General features: G+C 64.6%; 16 protein-coding genes. 7 read left to right on the forward strand and 9 right to left on the reverse strand.

Translation table 11 applies throughout. The features are described from left to right. Nucleotides 1–57: 57 nt before the first annotated feature. Entirely contained in the window at nt 58–1,389 is a 1,332-nt protein-coding gene (locus RCH21_RS00575; protein ID WP_326962782.1) for a DNA recombination protein RmuC, read from the reverse strand. A gap of 83 nt (nt 1,390–1,472) precedes the next feature. On the opposite strand from RCH21_RS00575, the gene ychF reads away from it, so the two are divergent. Next, the gene (gene ychF, locus RCH21_RS00580; protein ID WP_120149426.1) at nt 1,473–2,558 is read left to right on the forward strand and encodes a redox-regulated ATPase YchF; all 1,086 of its coding nucleotides are present in this window, start codon (nt 1,473–1,475) and stop codon (nt 2,556–2,558) included. Between the two features lie 637 nt (nt 2,559–3,195). On the opposite strand, the gene RCH21_RS00585 is transcribed toward ychF, so the two are convergent. The 4 genes from RCH21_RS00585 to RCH21_RS00600 form a co-directional block, all read right to left on the reverse strand. Next, a complete protein-coding gene (locus RCH21_RS00585; protein ID WP_326962783.1) occupies nt 3,196–3,345 on the reverse strand; it encodes a hypothetical protein in 150 nt (49 codons plus the stop codon). Between the two features lie 76 nt (nt 3,346–3,421). Next, nucleotides 3,422–3,949: an inner membrane protein YiaA gene (gene yiaA / locus RCH21_RS00590; protein WP_326962784.1), complete on the reverse strand. Its 528-nt coding sequence runs from the start codon at nt 3,947–3,949 to the stop codon at nt 3,422–3,424. Between the two features lie 473 nt (nt 3,950–4,422). Then, entirely contained in the window at nt 4,423–4,632 is a 210-nt protein-coding gene (locus tag RCH21_RS00595; protein WP_326962785.1) for a hypothetical protein, read from the reverse strand. Nucleotides 4,633–5,368: 736 nt separating this feature from the next. Continuing rightward, entirely contained in the window at nt 5,369–5,953 is a 585-nt protein-coding gene (locus RCH21_RS00600; protein WP_326962786.1) for a DapH/DapD/GlmU-related protein, read from the reverse strand. A 1,549-nt stretch (nt 5,954–7,502) separates the two neighbouring features. Between RCH21_RS00600 and RCH21_RS00605 the strand changes: the two genes are divergently transcribed. Beyond that, nucleotides 7,503–8,966, forward strand: a complete 1,464-nt coding sequence (locus RCH21_RS00605) for an MGDG synthase family glycosyltransferase (RefSeq protein WP_326962787.1) — start codon at nt 7,503–7,505, stop codon at nt 8,964–8,966. Between the two features lie 26 nt (nt 8,967–8,992). Here the strand turns inward: RCH21_RS00605 and RCH21_RS00610 are convergent, their stop codons facing one another. Beyond that, nucleotides 8,993–11,248, reverse strand: a complete 2,256-nt coding sequence (locus RCH21_RS00610) for a beta-glucosidase family protein (RefSeq protein ID WP_326962788.1) — start codon at nt 11,246–11,248, stop codon at nt 8,993–8,995. Nucleotides 11,249–11,662: 414 nt separating this feature from the next. Between RCH21_RS00610 and RCH21_RS00615 the strand changes: the two genes are divergently transcribed. Next, the gene (locus RCH21_RS00615) at nt 11,663–12,889 is read left to right on the forward strand and encodes a CBM96 family carbohydrate-binding protein (RefSeq protein ID WP_326962789.1); all 1,227 of its coding nucleotides are present in this window, start codon (nt 11,663–11,665) and stop codon (nt 12,887–12,889) included. Nucleotides 12,890–12,899: 10 nt separating this feature from the next. Here RCH21_RS00615 and RCH21_RS00620 read toward each other — a convergent pair whose 3' ends face one another. Continuing rightward, complete coding sequence (locus tag RCH21_RS00620; protein WP_120149415.1) at nt 12,900–13,958, reverse strand: LLM class flavin-dependent oxidoreductase; 1,059 nt, start codon at nt 13,956–13,958, stop codon at nt 12,900–12,902. Nucleotides 13,959–14,009: 51 nt separating this feature from the next. Beyond that, the gene (locus RCH21_RS00625) at nt 14,010–14,324 is read right to left on the reverse strand and encodes a hypothetical protein (RefSeq protein ID WP_326962790.1); all 315 of its coding nucleotides are present in this window, start codon (nt 14,322–14,324) and stop codon (nt 14,010–14,012) included. A 456-nt stretch (nt 14,325–14,780) separates the two neighbouring features. Between RCH21_RS00625 and RCH21_RS00630 the strand changes: the two genes are divergently transcribed. The 3 genes from RCH21_RS00630 to RCH21_RS00640 all read left to right on the forward strand — a co-directional run bounded on the left by RCH21_RS00630 (nt 14,781) and on the right by RCH21_RS00640 (nt 19,351). Next, on the forward strand, nt 14,781–16,535 hold the full coding sequence (locus RCH21_RS00630; protein ID WP_326962791.1) for an ABC transporter family substrate-binding protein: 1,755 nt from the start codon (nt 14,781–14,783) through the stop codon (nt 16,533–16,535). Between the two features lie 243 nt (nt 16,536–16,778). Further along, entirely contained in the window at nt 16,779–18,320 is a 1,542-nt protein-coding gene (locus RCH21_RS00635; RefSeq protein WP_326963215.1) for an ABC transporter permease, read from the forward strand. Then, nucleotides 18,317–19,351 (forward strand): ABC transporter permease, encoded by a 1,035-nt coding sequence (locus RCH21_RS00640; RefSeq protein WP_326962792.1) that lies wholly within the window; start codon nt 18,317–18,319, stop codon nt 19,349–19,351. The genes RCH21_RS00635 and RCH21_RS00640 overlap by 4 nt, the downstream gene beginning before the upstream one ends. A gap of 8 nt (nt 19,352–19,359) precedes the next feature. On the opposite strand, the gene RCH21_RS00645 is transcribed toward RCH21_RS00640, so the two are convergent. Next, a complete protein-coding gene (locus tag RCH21_RS00645) occupies nt 19,360–19,980 on the reverse strand; it encodes a PH domain-containing protein (protein WP_326962793.1) in 621 nt (206 codons plus the stop codon). An 89-nt stretch (nt 19,981–20,069) separates the two neighbouring features. On the opposite strand from RCH21_RS00645, the gene RCH21_RS00650 reads away from it, so the two are divergent. Next, nucleotides 20,070–21,899, forward strand: coding sequence for an ABC transporter ATP-binding protein (locus tag RCH21_RS00650; RefSeq protein ID WP_442784640.1), 1,830 nt, complete (start codon nt 20,070–20,072; stop codon nt 21,897–21,899). The last annotated feature ends 243 nt before the right edge of the window (nt 21,900–22,142 follow it).

Consider the following 22,142-nt stretch of genomic DNA (forward strand, 5'->3'; position numbering starts at 1 on the left):
GGGCCGCCGTCCTCGCGCCAGGTCGGCTCCGCCTCCGTCCGGGGCAACTGCCGGTGCCTAGCCCGCTGTCCCGTCGAGAAGTTCGTGCGCAGTGAGTGAGCGTGGCGTGGCGTCGATCGTCGCCGCGGCCTGGCTCGCGCCTGCACGCTGCGCGCGGGCAGCGCCCAGCACGCTCACGTCGGCGCCCTCTCCGCCGGACCGCGCTCCCTCCGCACCGTCGACCGCTGCATCGATGGCGTCGAGGGACGCCGAATCGAAGGCGCCGATGCGGCGAGCGGTCGGCAGCACCCTCGATTCGAGAGCGCCGACGAAGGAGTTGTAGCGCTCCACCGACGTCTTCAGTGAGGCCCCGAGGCGGGTCACATGGCCGCCCATCGTGCCGAGGCGTTCGTAGAGCTGCTTGGAGAGGTCGAACAACTCACGGGCGTTGTCCGTGAGGACGGCCTGTCGCCAGCTGAACGCCGCACCCTTCAGGATGCCGAGCAGGGAGACCGGGGAGGCGAGGGCCACGTTGCGGGAGAAGGCGTAGTCGAGGAGTTCGGGATCGGCCCGCAGAGCCTCGGACAGAACTGATTCGACCGGGATGAAGCAGATGACCAGCTCGGGGGAGTTGGCTGCACCCTCCCAGTACTTCTTCCGGGCCAGCGCGTCGATGTGCGCGCGGAGGGCCTTGCCGTGCTGCCGGAGCAATTCGGCCCTGCGCACTTCGAGGGCACCTCCCTCCGCGTCCGCAGGACCATTCGCCGCGCTGCTCAGCTCCTGTGCCGCGAGGAAGGCGCTGAGCGGCACCTTCGCATCGATGACGAGCTGTTTGTCGCCGGGTAGCTGGACCACCATGTCCGGCCGCGCCCTCTCGCCGTCGTCGCCCGCGCTGAAGGAGACCTGCTCCAGGAAATCGACGCGGGAGAGCATGCCCGCCGCCTCGACGACGCGGCGCAGCTGCACCTCTCCCCACTGGCCGCGGGCGCTGTTGCTGCGCAGGGCTCCTGCCAGGGAGTGCGTCGTCGAGAGGAGCCGTGCGTCCACCTCACGCGCCTCCTCGAGCTGCCGGGCGAGCTGCCCGTACTGCTCCACACGATCACGTTCCAGCAGGCCTACCTGCTGCTGGACCTGCGTGAGCTTCTCCGCAACCGGGGCAAGGGCCCGCAGTACGTCATGGTCGGTGGACGTCCTCCCGGACAGCTCACGGTTGTGCTGCTGCAGCAGGTCGCGCTGCGCCGCTGCCGCTGCCAGCTCCGTCGTCGTGCTGCCCAGGCGTTCGATCGCGTCGTCGAGCTCCGCACGTAGCTCACCCGTACGGAGCCGGAGTACGCGGCCGACGAGGAAGGCTCCGACGGCACAACCGAGGACGAAGGCGAGGACGACGAGGAGTGCGGCGGTGGTGCTCATGCCCACACTGTCGCAGGAACCTCCGACATTCAGGGTTGCGACACCGCCGGGCGGCCCTTCGATGGCCGGTAGACTTGTCTCCCGTGGCTCTTACTATCGGCATCGTCGGACTGCCCAACGTCGGCAAATCAACACTTTTCAATGCGCTGACACGCAACAACGTTCTGGCGGCGAACTATCCGTTCGCCACCATCGAACCGAATGTCGGCGTGGTCAGCCTTCCCGACCCGCGCCTTGCGCAGCTCGCCGAGGTCTTCGGGTCGAAGCAGATCCTGCCGGCCACAGTCTCCTTCGTCGACATCGCGGGGATCGTCAAGGGTGCCTCGGAGGGCGAGGGCCTGGGCAACAAGTTCCTTGCAAACATCCGTGAGGCCGAGGCCATCGCCCAGGTCATCCGCGTCTTCGATGATCCCGACGTCATCCACGTGGACGGCAAGGTCGATCCCCGCTCCGACATGGAGACCATCAACACCGAGCTGATCCTGGCCGACCTGCAGACCCTCGAGAAGGCGATCCCGCGCGTCGAGAAGGAAGTGAAAATCAAGAAGCGCGAGGCCGCGCAGCTCACCGCGATGCAGGCGGCCGAGAACGTTCTGGAGCGCGGCGACACGATCTTTTCCTCTGTGAAGAGCGACAAGCTCGAGATGGAGCACCTGCGTGAGCTGAGCCTGCTTACCGCCAAGCCCTTCATCTACGTGTTCAACGTCGACGACGCCGTGCTCGGGAGCCCGGAGCGCCAGGAGGAGTTGCGCCAACTCGTGGCTCCCGCCGACGCCATCTTCCTCGACGCCAAGCTCGAAGCCGACCTCGTGGAGCTCGACGAGGCCGAGGCCCGCGAGATGCTCGAGATGAACGGCCAGGAGGAGTCGGGGCTGGATCAGCTGGCACGCGTCGGCTTCCATACCCTCGGCCTGCAGACCTACCTCACCGCCGGTCCCAAGGAAACCCGTGCCTGGACGATCAAGAAGGGTGCCACGGCCCCGGAGGCCGCAGGGGTCATCCACTCCGATTTCCAGCGAGGCTTCATCAAGGCCGAGGTTGTCCACTTCGAGGACCTCATGGACGCCCGGACCATGGCTGAAGCCAAGTCCCGCGGCAAGGTGCGCATCGAAGGCAAGGAATACGTGATGTCCGACGGCGACGTGGTCGAATTCAGATTCAATGTCTGAGGTTTGATTTTTCGGGACGAGGTTGCTTAAGGATTTCCGGGTGAATTAAGCGACCTGCACAGCGACCGGCTCCGCCTGCCTCGGCAGGTTCAGGGCCGGTCGTCGTTGTATCGGCTGTGAGCCCCTTTGCCGATGGTTTGTGAACGTGCCCGTGCCGAGCCACTCTGGATCCACGGACACCAGTCGAACAGAAGAATACCTTGAGACCATCAAAGCTGTCCGACGATTTGCAAGACATGGCATGCCGCCGTGGTCATTCTTTATCGTCTGAAAGGAAATTTCCGTCCGAGAGCGGATCGACGAGGAAGCCGGCGGTTCAAGAAAGGCTTTTTCGCGAGGATAGGTCAGCACACCGTCGCAGGGAGAGGCTCTGGTTGGAGGCTCAATCGGTCTCGCGCTCACCGGGAAGAAAACGGTCCTCTCGAGATGGTCCTCTCGAGATGGACCCCTCGTGGTGGGCGTGCTCCTTCATGGTGGACGGACGCTGGCGTGTGTACCGGCTACCCGCCGCTGTAGGTCAGGACCTGTTGCAGGACGATCGCGACGATAACCGCGATCATCACCTCTACGCCCGACATCAGGACGATGATGGCTTTGCTCCAGGCGCCTCGGCCGAATCGGTACCTGTACCGCGTCCTCAGCCAACGATCAGGTAGATCAGCGCGATCAGGTACATGACCGGCATGGCGAACAAGGAGAACATATGGAAGGCGCTGGTGCAACCGAAGCTGTTATCCGTGATCACGTACGCGACGCCAGGACGTTGCTTAATCGCCGCGCGTTCCATAACTCACTGGGTCGAACGCTGCGATCCAGGGTTCCGCCCCAAGCCGACAACCAGACCGTGTACGAAGGCCCTCAATTCATTCTGGTCGACCGAGGATCGCATTGGAGTCAGGGCGATGAGTAGGCCCAGGCGTTGCGGCAGGGATGTCTTGACCGGAGAAGAGCTTCCGCTTCGGGTTCTCGGTTTTCTCGACCTCGGCAAACACTGCCATGTCTCGCACGTTCTTCTGAACGGTGATAGCTCCGAAGAGAGACATCAGCATGGCCAAACCGTAGAAGCCCTTCTCGGACAGAAGCATGTCGGCATTCCAAAGACCGATGATCAGGAGCGAAAGTGACGCAATAACGGAGAACCATGCCACCCCGTAGTAGATGTTCGTGACCGGAATATCCTCAGCTCGATCTCGAATCGTCTTCTGAATGGAGATTACCGCGAACAGTCCGAAGAGTAGGATCGTGAAGTAGTATCCCTTCTCGTTGAGCTCCATGTTCGTTGCGTTCCAAAGACCGACGAGATAGGACGACACTCCGACGAGCAATGCAACCCAGCTAGCTCCGATGAATGCTCCCGTGGGCCTCTGCGGAACAAGTTTGGACTCAGCCATGTGTTTTTCCTTCGATTGGATTGAGCAGATTGCGATTGTATATCAGGTGTGTGTTCAATCGTTCGAATTGATCGACACCATGTTCAATCCGCTCCACTACATCGGGCGAATTGCTGTGTCCTTCGCTCGAGGCGATGATTTCGGCTACTTAGAGGTGGCGTAATCGTCCCGGCGCATGGAGATGATCGTCCGGGCGACAAAGAGAGCTGCTGCGATGAGCATCATGCACGAGCCCATGATCAGGTACCAAGCATCAGCCTTGGTGAGCGACGTGGCCCCGGCAAAAGCAAGAGCACTCCTCCGAGCGCCCAGATGATGGTGTCTCGTCCCGCTTTGCGTGAGCGTGGCTGTAGTTGTCCGTTCGTCCCCATTGTCATGCTCGTGAGTCTAGCGAGGCTTGTGGTGGCTGACTGGTCAGCGGCGTACGGCACGGTACGGCTCAGTGCTCCTAACCCATGAAGACGCTTTCAGAATCAGTAGCGATTGATCACGATCTGCACCGTGGTGTTGTCATCCTTCGGTCCGAAGTCATTGACGGTGATGCGAACGTCCCAGCCGTCGACGACGCCGGAGGCATGGCAACTCAGTCCTCCAGCGTTGATCCGCTGGTTCCATTCGCAGTCTTCTAGTTCCTCGGGTACCAACCCGACCTGCTGAACATACTTCTTCAGGTCGCCCTGCACATACGTCTCACGAGTCGCCCACCGGTACGAATACTGGGAGCAGGGCCCGTCAAACCGGATGCACACTGCAGCACCGACCGGCGGCTGTGCGCTCAGGACCTCCCACTCCGGCCCGGGTTCCAAGCGATCCGCAATCGACTTGAGCTCGAAAATGGTCTGGTTGCTCTTCCATGATGATCAGAGAGAGAAGGCGGCGGCAGTAGCGACCATACCGGTCAGCAGACCGAGCCATATTTTGCGGCTCTTGCTCATTCTCTTCCTGCTCTGCACGGTGTACCCATTCGATGCGGCGAGTAAGCGGCCTCGACCTGCAGGTCCGACATGGTGCCAATTTATTGTCTGCGCCGCGACCATCGATTGCCCTGCATCCGACTGGCTCCAGAGGGAGGGATAGACGCCAGACGGACACCGTCACCTGCGTGCAGAAGTACGCTCGTTCGCGGGTGTGACTGGATTCCCAGACACTTGACCGCACCGCTGGCGGCGAAACGTTCATGCATTGCCGAACATGGTGGAGTTCAGTCGATGTCCAGTGATGTATTTTTGCAGTGGAGTGAGACGTCTCAGTCGACTCATGTCCGCTGGGTCGCTATTTTTTGCCCGCACAACGATGTCTGATGAGGCTGGTCATCAACGAGCCGCATAACCGCTCACCGCGCTTCGACTCGGGCGCCGGTTCGGGATTCACTGCCGAATTTGGATCGATCTTCAGAACAATCATTTCCAGTCCGGAGGATCAACCTTCCGGAACGGTGCCCACCTGCTTTGCTGGCACACCAACGACCACTGCCCCCGCGGCCACGTCCTTTGTAACGACTGCACCCGCGCCCACCACGGCCCGATCGCCAATCGTCACGCCTGGCAACACCGTTACGTTGGCTCCCAACCACACGCCCAGCCCGATGATCACCCGGGCCGGGTGCATATCGGCCCGTCGGCTCGGCAACATGTCGTGGTTCAGGGTCGTGATAACAGCGTTGTGGCCGATGAGGGATCCATCGCCGATTTCGATGCCGCCCTGGTCCTGAAACCGGCAGCCGCTGTTGACGAACACATCCGTGCCGAAGCTGATGTTCTTGCCGAAATCAGCGCTGAACGGCGGGAAGAGTTGGAGGGACTCGGGGACCTTGCGTCCGGTCAGTTCGCTCATCAGGGCCCGCACCTCTCCGGGCGGGTGGTACCGTCCGTTGAGCTCGGCGGTGATGCGCAGCGACTCCTGGCTTGCGGCGTGCATCGCCTCATGGTGGGTTGAAGCTCCGGGGATCGTCTCCCCGGCGTTCAGTGCGGTCAGGAGCTCCTCGAGACCTTGAATTTCGGCCATGCATCCAACGATATCGTTCCCTGCCGCACTTGAGGACGAAGTCAAATGTTGCGGGATGCCGAGCCCATTGAACTCGATTCTGCGGATTGAACGGCATGAGCGAGGCGGTGCTGGAGCGGCAACTCATGCGGCGCTGAAACAGGCATCGCTTGATGGGTGGTACCTCCAAACTCCGGGGGTTATTTGGGCACTGAACGAAGCGGAGTTCAGATTCGATGTGTAGTTCGGCTCAAGGTAAGAAGTAGAAGCCCAGGGCACCTGTACTGACCTGCCGGGCTTCAGGCACTCTCGCCGTTCAAGGACCTTCGCCTGCCGTCACTTGGCTACGAACCTGGTGGATGTCGTCCGACCTTTGATTCATACCGGCATGACGCCTCCTCGATTGGAGCGCATGCAGCCGACTGCAGTGCAGTCAGAACAATGTCGGCGACGAAGCCTAGGGATCGGTGTGGGCCGGGTTGAGAACGGCCGCGAAGCATACGGTAGCGATTGAACGTGCTTGCGCTTCAATGAGGTGGGTGTTTCCTGCAAGTGATTCTGGTGGGAGTTCAAATGGAGAGAGACGAGTCCGGCACTGGTCGCGGGACCGACGGCGAAGTCGGTCCCGGCAACTACACCAGGACCGCCAGTTCTTCGAGGATGGCTATCTGGGGTTGCGTCATCCTCAGCGTCACCGGTGTACTCATCACGCTGAGCTGCCTGCTCGCCATCTACTTGGAGTCAACCGGGCTAGGTTCCCCGCGGGACGCAGGTTTACGCCCCGGGTACACCGCGCTGCTTGTCGTTGGCGCCGGGGCTGGGGTTCTGGTGCCCGTGGGGGCCTGCTTCGCTCTTCTCCGCACCTCTCATCGCCTCACCGTCGTTGTGGGAGCACTGGCGGCGGTAGTTGTCGCCGCAGCTATCCTGGGCATGATGGGCTCCTGATACCAGCAGCCATAGGTGATGTCCTGCTCCTGAGTCACCCGCTGAATATTCGGTCAGGGGTGGATATTCGTTCGGTTCTCATCAGCACTGCCGTGTCCTTTGCGCGAGGCGATGGTTGCAGCTGCAGGACAGTGGCGTAGTCGTCTCGGCGCAGTGAGACGATCGCCCGGGCGACAAAGACAACTGCCGCGATGAGCATGATGCAAGAGCCTGCAATCAGGTACCAGGCATCGGCCTCTTGGGGGAGCGCCAGCGAACAGCCGATCGGCTCTTCAGGGACGGCCCAAGTGCGGACTGGGTAGAGTACGGAACCGCCGTGGTGGTTGCGGGTGGGTGAGGCTCCCTCGGTTCGAGCAGTGTTTCGACGACGGTGAACGAAAATCCTGTGCCAGTTGCGTGCCGGGTTTCCTGAAGCTCGGAACATGGTGGAGCTCCACTTCAACGTCCGGTCGGCAGGTCACCCGACGGGACATCCGCCGCGACCAGCTCCGTATCCTGCGGTCGCCTCGGTCAGCGTCCGTAGAAGATGTCGCCTCTCCCGTGGCGGATCGGTGCGCTATAAGAGCACTGTGGGGCACATCCGGCCCGCCGTCACCAGAGTGGGACGGACTGTTAGCCTCTCATCATGCGCAAGACGTCGGTACGAGGCCCCGGCACCGCTGGCGGGGAGCGCGTACTGATCCTGTCCGCAGGGGTGGGATCGGGGCACAACAGCGCTGCGGCGGCGGTCCAGCAGGCGTGTGCCGAGCGCGACGACATCGCCGAGGTGCAGGTTCTGGACGTGCTGCAGGTGAGTAGCGTCCTCTACCGTGCACTGCTGGGGAAGGGTTACTTCGTCCTGGTCGAGGGTGCGCCCTGGCTGGTCGAGTGGGGGTACGACCTCAGCGATCCACCGTTCCGGCGCCGCGGTCCGATCGACCCCTGGACACGGGTGAACGCCCTTCCGGTCATCGCTGCGATCAAGCAATTCCGTCCGACGTCGATCGTGTGCACGCACTTCCTGCCGGCCCAGCTGGTGGCGTCGCTGCTCCTTCGTGGCGTGATCGACGCGAGGACCGCTGTCGTGACCACGGATTACGACTTCCAGGGGCTGTGGCTTCCGGGCGCGTTCCACGCGCTTTTCGTGGCCAGGGAGGAGGCAAGGGTGGAGTTGATGGCGCTCGGCCTTCCTCCCGATCGAGTCGCGGCCACGGGCATCCCGATCGCAGAGCAGCTCGATGCTGCACCTTCGCGCAATGCCGGTGAGCCCCCGATGCTGCTGATCTCGGCGGGCGCATCCGGTGGCGACTATGCGGTCTCGGTGGTGCGGCAGACGATGCACATGCGCTCGCCGTTCACGGCCACGGTCGTGTGCGGACGCAACGATGCGCTGCGGCAACGCATGGAGCGGCTGGTGGCACCCGCCGGCGACCGTTACAGCGTGCTCGGCTTCACGGCGGAGATGCCGCAGTTGCTGCGCCGCGCCGACTTGTTCGTGGGCAAGCCCGGTGGGCTGTCGGCGTCGGAGTGCATGGCTGCAGGGCTGCCCATGGTGCTGGTGAATCCCATTCCGGGGCAGGAGGTTCGCAATGGCGACTACCTGATGGAGCAGGGGGCAGCCGTCCGCTGCAACACCGCCGCGACGATCGGCTGGAAGATCGATCAGGTGCTGCGCGAGCCGGGCCGCCTGCAGCGGATGCAGGCAGCGGCTAGGAGAACAGGCCGCCCTGACGCCGCGGCGGACGTGCTGACCGGCCTGCTGGAGGGGCCGTCGCGTCCGCTTGTCGTGACCCGCGCGGCGCAGAAGACCATTCTCGGTGCGAGCGAGCAGCGCCTCGTCGCGTCCGATCTGAAGGGACCCTCCTCCTTGGTCCGGCTGGTCGACTCGGGTGCGGGTAGCACCGTCGCAGTGCTGCAGGCCGAGGAGGTCGGCGATCTTCAGAATCGGTACGGGACGCCGGACGGGGAGCTGGTGCTCCGGCGCGGCCAGGCGCCCGTGTCGCTCCGGTGGGAGGCGCGGCGGTTGCTGCGCGCCATGCTGCAGGGTGACGACGCGCTGCCCGTGCGCGTCGAAGGGCTTTCGGCACCCCCTCACCTCGTCGCCGGGTGACCGACGGGACGCGTCCCCTATCAACCTCAGGTCGGCCGACCGTCCGTGTCACCTTCCTCGTCGATCGGTCCCACCGGCCGCCGCAATCGGGCCGCGTCTGCCCAGCTGGCCGGGCTGTGCTGGGCTGCGAGCAGGGCCCAGTCGCCCGCGCGGGGGGACCAGCGCCGTGTGACCGGATCGCGCTGCAGGGTGGGCCCCGCGTCCAGGGGAACCCGCACTGTCGTCTCCTCGCCGGGCTGCAGCGTCACCTTCCGGAAACCCAGGAGCTGAGCCACGGGCCTCGAGACGGACACGTCCGCGGCGTAGACCTGAACGACGGTCGAGCCCTCGCGGCCGCCGGTGTTCGTTACGAGCACGTCCGCGTTGCCGCCCGTGTCGTCGAATCCGTGGCTGAGAAGCCGGTGCTCGATGGTCGTGTAGCCCAGACCGAATCCGAACGGGAACGCGGGCGTGTGTCCCTCGCCGTCGAGCCGGCGTTGACCCCACCTGTCGTCGTAGACGACGGACTTCGCCGCGCGGTCGAACGGTGGCAGATGCGCGGCGTCCGTCGGCAGCACGAAGGGCAGCCGCCCGCCGGGCTCCGCACTGCCGGTCAGCACGCTCGCGAGCGCGCGGCCGCCCTCCATACCGCCGTACCAGGCGACGAGGATCCCCGGCACGCGCTCCCGCCACGCCTCCATGAGGATCGCGCTGCCGCCGATCAGCACGACGACGGTCCGGGGGTTCGCGGCGACGACCGCGTGGATGAGGCGCACATCGGCGGGGCGCAGGTCGAGTGAGGTGCGGTCGCCTCCACGGACGAAACGCGACGCCACGTGAGCGAGACCGATGAGCAACCGACGGAGGGGACCTGAGCCGAAGGCCCGACCGAGCACGCCTACGTCGACGCCGCCGGTCACCACGGATTCGCCCTCGTCGTGCTGGTCCAGGCCGACGACGACGATCGCCGTCTCCGCTGCGGCTGCGAGCGCCGCCGCGGCGTGCTCGTTCCTCCCGGAAGTGGTCGTGATCCGCACCCGGGGAAGCGCCTCGCGCAGCCCCTGCAACGGCGAGACCGTTGCGGGTGGCCGAACGCGTGACGAGCCATGATCGCCGAGGTTCGCCTGTGCCGCGAGCCGTCCGATCACCGCGACATGCCGGGTGGCGGAAGACAATGGCAGGAGCGGTGCTGCGCCGACGGTCTCGTTCTTGAGCAGCACGATCGACTCCGCAGCGACCTGACGGGCGAGCGCCCGGTGCGCCGGGGAGGCGACGAGGGTGGGGGTCGGGCTCGCCGCCTCCCGGGTCGCGGCATGCAGCACGCACGTGCGCAGGACGCGGTGCGCGGACCGCAGCACAGTCGCGCGGGCGAGGTCACCGCTGCGCAGCGCGGCCGGCAGGTCACGGGCGCGCAGCAGCCGCAGCGGCATCTCCACATCCATCCCGGCCTCCAGGCTGACGACCGCGTCGTGGGTGCCGAATACCCAGTCGCTCGTCACGAACCCAGTGAAGCCCCACTCATGCCGCAACACATCGGTCAGGAGGGCGCGATTGACGTCCATGTACTCGCCCCGCACCCGGTTGTAGGAGCTCATCACGGAGTCGGCGCCGGCGTCCACGACGGCCTTGAAGTGCGGCAGGTACACCTCGTGCAGGGCGTGGTCGTCGACCGACACGTCGACCTCGAAGCGCTCGTCCTCCATGGAGTTGAGCGCGAAGTGCTTCACACACGCCATCACGTGCACCCGGACGCCCCGGGTGAGGGCCGAGCCCATCCGGCCGGTGAGCACCGGATCCTCCCCGTAGCACTCCTGCGCCCGGCCCCACGCCGGGTGGCGAAGCAGGTTCACGCAGGCGGAGGCGGAGTAGTTCGCTCCTCGCGCCCTGGTCTCGAGACCGATCGCGACCCCCACCCGTTCTTCCAGCAGCGGATCCCAGGTCGCGGCCCGTGCCATCGTCACGGGGAAGGCCGTGGAGGCGCCGATCACGACGCCGCGGCCACCGTCGCTGAACCGGATGCCTGGGATGCCGAGCCGCGAGACCGCCCCCGCCACGAACGGCCGACGACCGAGCAGCATCGGGATGAGCGGGAGCAGCAGCCCGGGGGAGTCACCGTCGAGCAATCCGAGAATCTCCCCATCCGTCATCAGGTCGATCAGTTGCTCCGCTGCCTCATCCGCGTCGAGTTCACCCGCCCGGACTGCTCGCACGGCCTTGCCGTACGCTCTGCGCTCCGCCGGCACCGTGCCCATCGATACCGGCTCTTGCGCCGGCGATCCCCAACGCCCTGCAGCCATCTTCATGCTCTAGATTCTGCACCCTGTGCGTATGCGAGCGCGCAAGCGTCCGCCGAGCGGCGAGGTCCGGTACCAACGTCCGACCGGCGCGGGCTTCGCCGACGACCGGGAGTTATGTGTGTCGGTCCGCACAGATTCCGCAGAACTGCCTGAAGCCTTTGTTATTGAGGAGATATTTTGGTTGCGCCTTATTTCACTGCTGGTCTACGCTGCGGAATAGCCTGCATTTGACCGTCGTTGTTTCTGGATCGACACCTTCTCGACCCGGCTGAATACTCCAATTCCACATGAGAAACAGCGATGAATATGAAAGCTACGTCCGCTGGTTCAATAAGCACCTCCTCTTCGGCACAAGCGTTGCTCCACGTCCGCCCGGTAACTCCTGCGGTGCCTGGGTCGACGGCTGTCAGAGCATCAGGGATGTCGTTCTGGCGTAAGTGCGTAGCCGTTGCATCGACCCTTCTGATCGGGTTCGCACTCATCACTCCGACCACGGCAAGCGCCGCAGCGACGGTCTCGCTGACCATGGACAGTTACGTCCAGGCAGACAGGGCGACGACCAACTTCGGGTCCAGTATCCGTCTGTCCACGGAGGGACGTGCGAATATCTGGCGGAACGCACTCCTACGCTTCAATATCCGGGTTCCCGCCGGAGAACGTGTCGTTTCGGCCAAACTGCGGGTGTATTCGGAGACATCCACGACGTCCACCCAGTTCGTGGATGTGTTCACCACGTCCGGCGGCTGGACCGAGGGGGGAGTTACCTGGAACAACGCTCCGGTACGCGGAGCGTGGCTGGGGAAGGCCGGCGGGTTCGCTGCCAACTCCTGGGTCGAATGGGATGTCACCAAGGGCGTGAGCGCAACGGGTGGTGAGCAGAACTTCAAGCTGGAGAGCAACGCGCAGAAGTGGATCGGGTTCACGTCGAAGGAAGCTTCGAATCCCGCCCTGCGTCCCCAACTGGTCGTGACGACCGCCCCTGGCACGGGAACACCTACCGAGGCGGCGGTAGTCCATGGTTGGGGCACACGGACAGCTGGCGACGAGTTCAACTACGCAGGTGCGCCGGATGCTACGAAGTGGATTGTCTACAACAGCGTCGGGCACGCCGGCAACGGTATTCGGAGTCCCCAGCAGGTCACCGTGGACGGTTCCAAGATGGTCATGACGGGAACTCCGGACGGCACGACCGCCGGCATCAGCGCGAAGTTCGCAAACCAGAAGTACGGGCGATGGGAAGTCCGTGCGGCCGGGTCCGGTGACGATGAATATCACCTCGTGTCCATCCTGTGGCCGGACAGTGGAAATTGGCCATGCGACGGCGAAGTCGACTTCGCGGAGACCACCGGTGATTGGAACGTCATCAAGTTCTTCCATCACTATGCGTGTTCGAACTCACAGACGTCGGCGTTCAAGGCCCTGGACGTTTCCCAGTTCCACAACTACGCGGTCGACTGGTCTCCGAAGGGAATCGTGGGGTACATCGATGGGGTGAAGTGGTTCGAGGACACCGATCCCGCGCACCAGCCCCCCGGTTCGATGCACCAGACGCTACAACTGGACTGGTTCCCGGACAGCACTCCCAACGGCGCCGGCGAGATGCGAGTGGATTGGGTCCGCGTGTATGCGGCGGCCCCATCGCCCTGACGCACACGCCCTAATCGACGTCGTGCCCCGTTCCACCCGGGGTCCATCCGAGGGCGGGACCCAGGGTGGTGGCAATGTCGGTCAGGATCTGGACGTAGTCCTCGTGGTCGAAGCTGAAGGGCAGCGCGAACGCCACCTCGTCGACCTCCTGGAACCCCGCGTGCGCGTGCAGTTGCTCGGCGATCTCATCGCTGGTGCCGACGAGATCCGGGGCGAACAGCATGCCTCGCGGCCCCTGCGGCGCCTTGGTGCGGGGCAAGCGCTCCTCGACGTATCGTCTGTACCTTTCCCGCTGGTCCGCCGACGCTGAATCGGTCGGGATCACCACCAGGCCCTGCGAGACCCGCCCTGGTCCGTGCGTTCCGGCTGAAGTGGTGGCAGCCTCACGGAAGGCGCGGATTTGTGCCTGCTGGATCCGGTCGAAGACCGGTTCCTGGTCGTCCTCGGGAAAGATCACACTGCTGGAGAGCAGATTGAAGCCGTTCGCCCCAGCCCAGATGGCGGATTTCCTGCTGCCGGCCCCGTACCACAGCCGTTGACGCAGCCCGGGGGAGTGGGGCTCCACACGGTTGGAGAATTCTTCGACGACACCCTGTCTGCCGGACAGTGCGCGGAGCGGTTCCCCTGAGATCAGACGGGCGAGTCGCTCCACGCGCGCGTAGCTGAAGTCCTCGAGCTCCGAAGAGTTCGGATACAGCTCATCCTTGACGGTGTCGTAGTGCATCGGTTCGCCCACACTGAGGCCCGGGTTGATCCGTCCGCCGGCGAGGAGATCGACGGTGGCCAGGTCTTCGGCCAGGCGCAGGGGATTCTCCCAGCCCAGCGGGGTGACCGCGGTTCCGATCTCGATCCGGGACGTTCGCTGGCTCGCAGCGGCCATCATCGCAATAGGAGAGGAGATTCCGAACTGCAGGTGGCGGTGGCGCAGCCAGGCGCTGTCGAATCCGAGCTGCTCGCCGAGTTCGATGATCTGCAGGGTCGATTCGTGCCCCGCGGCCGGGTCCGCCGGATCGAACAGGCCGATGGTGAGGAATCCGAGCTTGCGTAGCGGACGCTGTGGGTCGGGCATGGGTTTCCTTCGAGGAAGCGGTGCAGTGCTGATCCTCACACTATGCGTCGGTCACCACATCCGGCTGTTCGTCTCCGAGACGAACCCGCGTCCGTCGGAGAACCAGTGGATGGTCGGGCTGTTACGCGCCGTCGGTGTCGTGAGCTCGGCGAACAGGTCCGCGTTGAAGCGGTTGTTCAGCTCGGGGGAACTGAGCACCGTGTCTCTCGTGATGACGAAGACCGGACCCTTGAGTCCCCTGCTCTGGATCGACAGGTGCACCTCGGCATGCTGGTCCAACCGCGCCTTCAGCGCGCCGATCGCTGCCTGGATATTGGCGTCGTCGTCCCAGACGGCGGCGTGCTTGTCGACGAACAACCAGGCCATGCTCCTCCTTCTGCGTCATGTCGCTCCGCGCCCTGCCGGACGGGCACCTGCGGTGCCACCGATGACACTGTGCAAGCGTGGGTCCGTCAAGCAGAACACCGGGTCGAGCGCCTGATCAAGCCACGCGGATCGCCGTCGTCGTGCGTTGCAAAGAGGGGTACCTGTGCGTAGCCCGTGGGACGTCGCCACAGGTTCAGCACCCGGCCCGGCATCGAGAGGCGGCGCCTCGGTCGGCTGGAACCATTTGGTTGCAGCTCGATAACAACCGTTAGGGACCACCCACATGGATACCTGCTGGTAACAATGTGCACTTAGGCTTTTGCTCACGTGAGTAGCGTCACCCTCTCGGGTCGCGTGTCCGCTGTCATGCAACACCGCGTGAAGCTGGGATCACACTAAGAAAGAGGAGGCGGAATGCGTTTCGGACGTACTTCCAAAGCTTTGGGGGTCGCTGCCGTGGCAGCACTCGCATTGAGCGCCTGCGCTGCCAATACGGGAACTGAAACTCCCGAGGAGAGCGCCGAGGGCGAAGCAACGGGCGGAAACATCCGCGTCGTAGAAGTAAATGCTTTCAGCTCGTTCAACTCGAACAGCTCCGAAGGCAATGTGGACATCAACGGCAAGATCGCCTACGCGACCCACTCCGGGTTCAACTACATCAACAACGATCTCGAGGTCGTCCCCAACGAAGACTTCGGCAGCATGGAGGTCCTCTCCGAGGATCCCCTGAGCGTGAAGTACACGGTCAACGAGGGAGTCAACTGGTCCGATGGCGAACCGGTCGACGGCGGAGACCTGCTGCTCTCCTGGGCCATCGGCTCCGGGTACTTCAACGACTCGAAACTGGACGACGCAGGTGAGGTCGTTTCCGGCGCCACCTACTTCGACTACGCGGGAGACACTGCGGGACTCGCCCTCACCGAACTTCCCGAGATCGGCGAGGACGGGCGCTCCATCACCCTGAACTACTCGGAGCCCTTCGCGGACTACGAGGTCGCGTTCGGCCTGATGACCGAGGGTGGCATCTCCACCCCGGCGCACGTGCTGGCGGAAAAGGGTGGGCTTGCCGACGAGGATGCACTCATCGAGCTCATTCAGACCACACCTGCGGGAGACCCGGAGAGCCCGGTAGAGCGTCCCGAGGTCCAGGCTCTCGCCGACTTCTGGAACACCGGCTTCGACACCAAGTCGCTGCCGACGGATCCGTCGCTCTTCCTCTCCAACGGTCCGTTCGTCGCCTCGGCCATCACGCCGGACCAGTCGATGACCCTGACCCGCAACGAGGACTACAACTGGGGCCCGGAGCCGAAGGTGGATGAGATCACCGTCCGCTACATCGGCGAGGCCCCCGCGCAGGTCCAGGCACTGCAGAACGGTGAGGTCGACATCATCGCCCCGCAGGCCTCGGCCGATACGGTCGAGCAGCTCGAAGGGCTCGAGGGCGTAACGGTCGAGCAGGGCAACCAGCTGTCCTACGACCACCTCGATCTCAACTTCAGCGGCGTGTTCGAAGATGAGGCAGTCCGCGAGGCCTTCATGAAGACGGTGCCGCGACAGCAGCTCGTCGACACCATCACCAAGAAGATCAACCCTGATGCAGAGCCTCTCGACTCGCAGCTGTTCCTGACCGACCAGGAGCCGTATGAAGAGGCAGCGTCGACCAATGGGTCGGAAGCCTACGCAGAGGTCGACATCGAAGGCGCCAAGGAGCTGCTCGATGGAGCGACTCCCGAGGTCCGAATCATGTACAACCGGGACAATCCGAACCGCCTCAACTCGTACACGCTCATTGCGGAGTCCGCGGCGCAGGCCGGCTTCAAGATCGTCGACGGCGGCCTCGGTTCCTCGGACTGGGGATCCGCCCTGGGCAACGGCACCTACGACGCCACGATCTTCGGTTGGATCAACTCGGGCGTCGGCGTATCCGGCGTGCCACAGATCTTCAAGTCCGGCAACGGCTCGAACTTCAACGGCTTCTCCAGCCCTGAAGCCGACAAGCTGATGGACGAGTTGATCGTCACCACGGATCCTGCCGAGCAGGATGCCCTGCAGGTGCAGATCGACAAGCTGATCTGGGATTCCAAGTACGGACTGCCGCTGTTCCAGGTGCCCGGCGTCGACGCCTTCAGCGACAACGTCAGCGGCATCGAGTACATGCCGAACCAGACCGGTGTCTGGTGGAACTTCTGGGATTGGCAGGTCGTCCAGTAGCTCGACCGCTGGAACGAGTACATCTGTAGGAGGAAGACGCCGGGACGGGGGAACTCAGCCGTCCCGGCGTCTTTTTCTCTGCCAAGGGCCACGTCGCCCCATCCCCGCAGCGGTGGCCTCCTGGTGGGGCCAGTGGCACCGGAGTGATTGGGAGACGCTACATTTCGTCCCTCCGGGCCCTGCACTACACTTTCGCGAAGCACGGGAACACCCACCCGCACTCAACATTGAGGCTTGAAATACATGGTGACCTACATCGTTCGGCGTCTGGTGACGGCCGTCCTCATCCTGTTCGGCGCTTCCTTCGTGGTCTATCAGCTCACTGCCCTGTCGGGTGATCCGCTCGAGGACCTTCGGGCCAGCAACGCCCCTAACCGGGAGCAGCTGATCCAGGCGCGCACAGAACTCCTCGACCTCAATACGCCGGCGCCACTGCGCTACTTCGGTTGGCTCGCGGGAGCAGCCAAGTGCCTGGTGCCGTTCGCCGCCAGCTGTGACCTCGGCGCAAGCATCCAGGGTGAGGCCGTCACGACGTCGCTGGCCCGGGCCATGGGCAACACCATCACCCTCGTCACCACGGCCACCGTCCTGGCCATCATCATCGGCATCTCACTGGGCATCATCACCGCCCTGCGCCAGTACAGCGGGCTGGACTACGGCGTGACCTTCATGTCGTTCCTGTTCTTCTCGCTGCCGATCTTCTGGCTCGCGGTGCTCCTCAAGGAGTTCGGGGCCATCGGTTTCAACAACTTCCTGGCGGATCCCGACATACCCACGTCCACGATCCTCGTCGTGGCGATTGCCAGCGGACTCATCTGGGCGCTGTTCGCCAGCCGGTCATGGAAACGCAGGGCCATCGCCTTCGTCGTCGGCGCCATCGTCGCAGCGGCGTTGCTGACAGTCCTCGACCTCGTCGACTGGTTCTCGACGCCGGGCCTCGGCCCGATCGTCATCCTCGTCACAGGGGTCGGCATCGCCTTCGGCATCGTGCTCCTGACGGCCGGCCTCCGCAACCGCAAGGCGCTCTTCTCGTCCCTGATCATGGTCGCGGTAGGGCTCGTCGCCTACTACGTCGTCAACCCGATCCTGAACTCAGCGACCGTCTGGATGATCGTCATCCTCGCGATCGTCACCGTGCTGCTGGGTATGGGGGTCGGTTACGCCATGGGCGGCTACGACCGCGCCCAGAGCATGCGCGCCGCGGCGCTCACGGGGCTCCTCATGGGGTTCCTCATCGTCGTGGACCGCTTCATGGTCACGTGGCCGTCCTACGTCAGCAACCCGCGCGTCCGGGGAAGGCCGATCGCTACGGTCGGAGCAGAGACGCCCGGCCTCGACGGCACCTTCTGGGTCAACGGGCTCGACACGTTCACCCACCTGCTGCTGCCGACGCTCGCACTGCTGCTCGCATCCCTCGCCAGTTACAGCCGGTACTCGCGCGCCTCGATGCTCGAGATCATGAACATGGACTACATCCGCACGGCCCGGGCCAAAGGCCTCAGCGATCGCACCGTGGTCATGCGGCACGCGTTCCGCAACGCCCTGATCCCGCTCGCGACCCTCGTGGCCTTCGACATCGGAGCGCTGATCGGCGGTGCCATCATCACCGAGCAGGTGTTCGCGTTCTCCGGCATGGGCCAGCTCTTCGTCCAGGCGCTTCAGCGCACCGACCCCGATCCCATCATGGGCTTCTTCCTGGTGGCCGGAATCCTCGCGCTGGTCTTCAACCTCGTGGCCGACATCGTGTACTCGTTCCTCGATCCTCGCGTAAGGGTGAAAGCATGAGCATCCAGACCCCCTCAGACCTTCCGGGCGGGGATGCGGCCACGGTCACCGGACCGACCCATCCCGCACCCGAGCCGGAAGCGAAGGGCCTCTCACAGGGCCAGATCGTGCGGCGGAAGTTCTTCGACAACACGGCGGCGATCGTCAGCCTCGTCGTTTTCGCCATCATCTTCCTCCTGGCGTTCACGTCCGTGGGCTTCGCCGGGGTCCCCGGGTGGTGGAAGTACAACCACACGGAATTCCTGCCGTTGCTCAATGGCGGTGCACCGACCGTCACCGGCCCCTTCAGCTGGGGGGACCACCCGTTCGGCCAGGACTCCATCGGCCGCGACTACTTCGCCATGACGATGCGCGGGACGCAGAACTCGATCATCATCATGTTCATCATCGGCTCCCTCGCCGGCGTCGTCGGCGTGATCGTCGGTGCCTGCTCGGGATACTTCCGCGGCTGGACCGAGGCAGTGCTGATGCGCTTCACCGACATCATCATCATCATTCCCGTGGTCCTCGCAGCCGCGACCCTCGGTCAGGCCGTGAATCGGTACGTCGGGCCTGGAGCGCAGATCTGGCTCCTGGGCCTGTTCCTCGGGCTCGTACTCTGGACGGGTCTCGCGCGCCTCGTCCGCGGTGAATTCCTGACCCTGCGCGAACGCGAGTTCGTGGACGCCGCGAAGATCGCCGGAGCATCCAATGTCCGCATCATCTTCAAGCACATCCTGCCGAACGCCGTCGGCGTGATCATCGTGAACACCACACTGCTGATGTCCTCGGCCATCCTGCTCGAGACGGCGCTGAGCTACATCGGTTTCGGCGTGAAGGCTCCGGACGTATCCCTCGGGCTCATCATCAGCCAGAACCAGGAAGCCTTCCAGACGCGGCCGTGGCTGTTCTGGTTCCCGGGCCTGTTCATCGTCCTGATCTGCCTCTGCATCAACTTCATCGGCGACGGCTTGCGCGATGCCTTCGATCCGCGGCAGAAGAAGTTCAACGCCGGCCGGGCAAAGGACGCAGAGAAGCCCGCGGCCACGTGAGACGTCGTCTAGGAGCCGACGTTCTGGACGGCGCCCGCGCCGATCAGCAGCACCGCGACCGCGATGTGCCGCCAGTTCCAGGAGCGGCGCACACTATCCGGATGATCGACGTCGAGCGTGCCGTTCTCCACCAGCTCCTGCCAGCGGGAGCGGACGAGGTAGGCGGCGTAGCCCGAATCGGTGTTCTTGAGATCGCCCGGACGGACGGACCCGCCGGGACCGTAGCTTGTGGACGGCAGGTTGGTGACATGCTCGACCTTCCCGGCGTGGGTTCCCCACACGCCGGGAGCGGGAGCGGCCCACGCGGTGTACGCACCCGAGGGCGTGACGAGCTTCAGCGCGTACTTGGTGTCGACGTCGATCAGTGCGGCCCACGGTACCCGGATGGTGGCCAGGGGGTTGCGCAGGGTGACGGCTTCGTCGGCAAAAATGACGGCCGGATACCAGAACAGCCACCAGCCGAGATAGGCGACGCCGACGAGCGGCGCGGCCGCCGAAAGGCCGGCGGTCCCGTCCGTCACCAGCACCGACACGAGCCCACCCACCGCGATCAGGACGGCGATGCCCGTGAACCAGATACTGGTACGCGGCTTGAAGACGGTGGCTCCGGCCACGCTCGAGCTTTCCATGGCTCAATAGTCCCAGCACTGCAGCCGCACGCGGCAATCCAGGAGGACACGCTGACCCGCGTACCCTCCGTCACGAAGGAGAATCCCTCATGAGCACTCAGGTAATCGGCGGCACGGGAGACTCCGGCATGGACCGGCCGGCGTCCCAGGGGCCCGTGCTCGAAGTCCGGAACCTCTGCGTCGACTTCGGCGTGGACAAGAAGTGGGTGCCGGCCGCGATAGACCTCAACTACCAGGTCAACGCCGGTGAAGTACTGGCAATCGTGGGGGAGTCCGGCTCCGGCAAGAGCGCCAGCTCCATGTCCCTGCTCGGGCTCCTGCCCTCGAACAGCCGCGTGACCGGTGACGTGCTGCTCAACGGCAAGTCGGTCCTCACCATGTCGCCCGCCAAGCTGCGGCAGATCCGCGGCAACGACGTCGCCGTCATCTTCCAGGAGCCCATGACCGCCCTCAACCCGGTGTACACCGTCGGGTTCCAGATCGTCGAGACGCTCCGCCTGCACAATGAGATCTCGCCGGATGAGGCGAAGCAGCGCGCACTGCGCCTGCTGCAGATGGTCGAGCTGCCGGACCCGGACAAGGCGTTCCGGTCCTACCCGCACCAATTGTCCGGTGGCCAGCGCCAGCGTGCCATGATCGCGCAGTCCCTCTCCTGTGATCCGAAGCTGCTGATCGCCGATGAGCCGACCACGGCGCTCGACGTCACCGTCCAGGCCGAGATCCTCGACCTCATGCGCAACCTGCGGAACCAGCTCAACAGCGCGATCGTCCTCATCACGCACGACATGGGTGTGGTGGCGGACCTCGCGGACCGGATCGCGGTGATGCGCCAGGGGCGCATCGTCGAGACCGGAACGGCCGATGAGATCTTCAATAATCCGCAGCACGAGTACACCAAGGCGCTCCTCGCCGCCGTGCCGCACCTCGGGCAGGGCGACGGGAACGACGACGTCGATATCACCGCCGCGCTCGCCGCGGCCACCCGGACCGAGCTGCAGTCGGTGGACCACGATGAGCTGGAGAGGCGGGAGCAGGAGGTCCTCGCGCAGCTCGCCGAGGACCGGTCCGTCGCGCCACCGACCGCCGAGCCCGTCCTCGAACTCATCGACGTCGCCATCGAATACCCGAAACAGGGGCGCGTGCCCGCGTTCCGAGCGGTGGAGGCCGCCAACCTCACGGTGTACCCGGGACAGGTGATCGGCCTCGTGGGGGAGTCCGGCTCCGGCAAGACGACGATCGGTCGGGCCGCCGTCGGGCTCCTGCCCGTCGCCGCGGGATCGCTGAAGGTCGTCGGCACCGACATCTCCGGATTCCGTCCCTCATCGAAGGAGCTCGGCGCCGTCCGTCGGCACGTCGGCATGGTGTTCCAGGACCCGTCCTCATCGCTCAATCCACGGCTCCCGATCGGCGAGAGCATCGGCGAGCCGATGTTCCTCGCCGGCGAGGCCAAGGGCGGGGAGCTGCAGAAGCGCATCGAGACACTCCTCGACCAGGTCGAGCTTCCACGCTCCTACCGCAACAGGTACCCGCATGAACTCTCCGGCGGGCAGAAGCAACGCGTCGGTATCGCCAGGGCCCTGTCGCTCAGGCCCAAGCTGATGGTCGCGGACGAGCCGACCTCCGCACTGGACGTGTCCGTGCAGGCCAAGGTGCTGGAATTGTTCCAGAACCTGCAGCGGGAGCTCGGATTCGCGTGCCTGTTCGTCACGCATGACCTCGCCGTCGTCGATGTGCTCGCGGACTACATCTGCGTCATGAAGCGCGGGCGGATCGTCGAGCAGGGCAGTCGCGACCAGATCCTGCGCAGCCCCCGGGACCCGTACACGCAGCGGCTGCTGGCAGCAGTTCCGCTCCCTGACCCGACGAAACAGCGGGAGCGTCGCGAGTTGCGCGCAAAGCTCATGGCGACGACCGACTGATCTCCCCGTAGAGCGGTGTCGGCACAGCCGGCATGCCCGAACCGGGGAGGTAGCCCGTCCTGCGCGGCAGGACGGGCTTCTCCGGGTCCGACGGACAGGGAGGAACCCGCTGCCCCGGGCCTCCTCCACGCCCTGTGTAGGGCTGAAGACCGATGGCAGCAGTCGTTACTGAAGCGTGATCAAGCCGCTGAGGTATCGCTGGCGGGCGGAAAGACGGGCGTCGACCCGCGTGGAGTCCCGCCC

Source organism: Arthrobacter sp. PL16 (genome assembly GCF_035985055.1).
GTDB classification, from domain to species: domain Bacteria; phylum Actinomycetota; class Actinomycetes; order Actinomycetales; family Micrococcaceae; genus Arthrobacter_D; species Arthrobacter_D cheniae.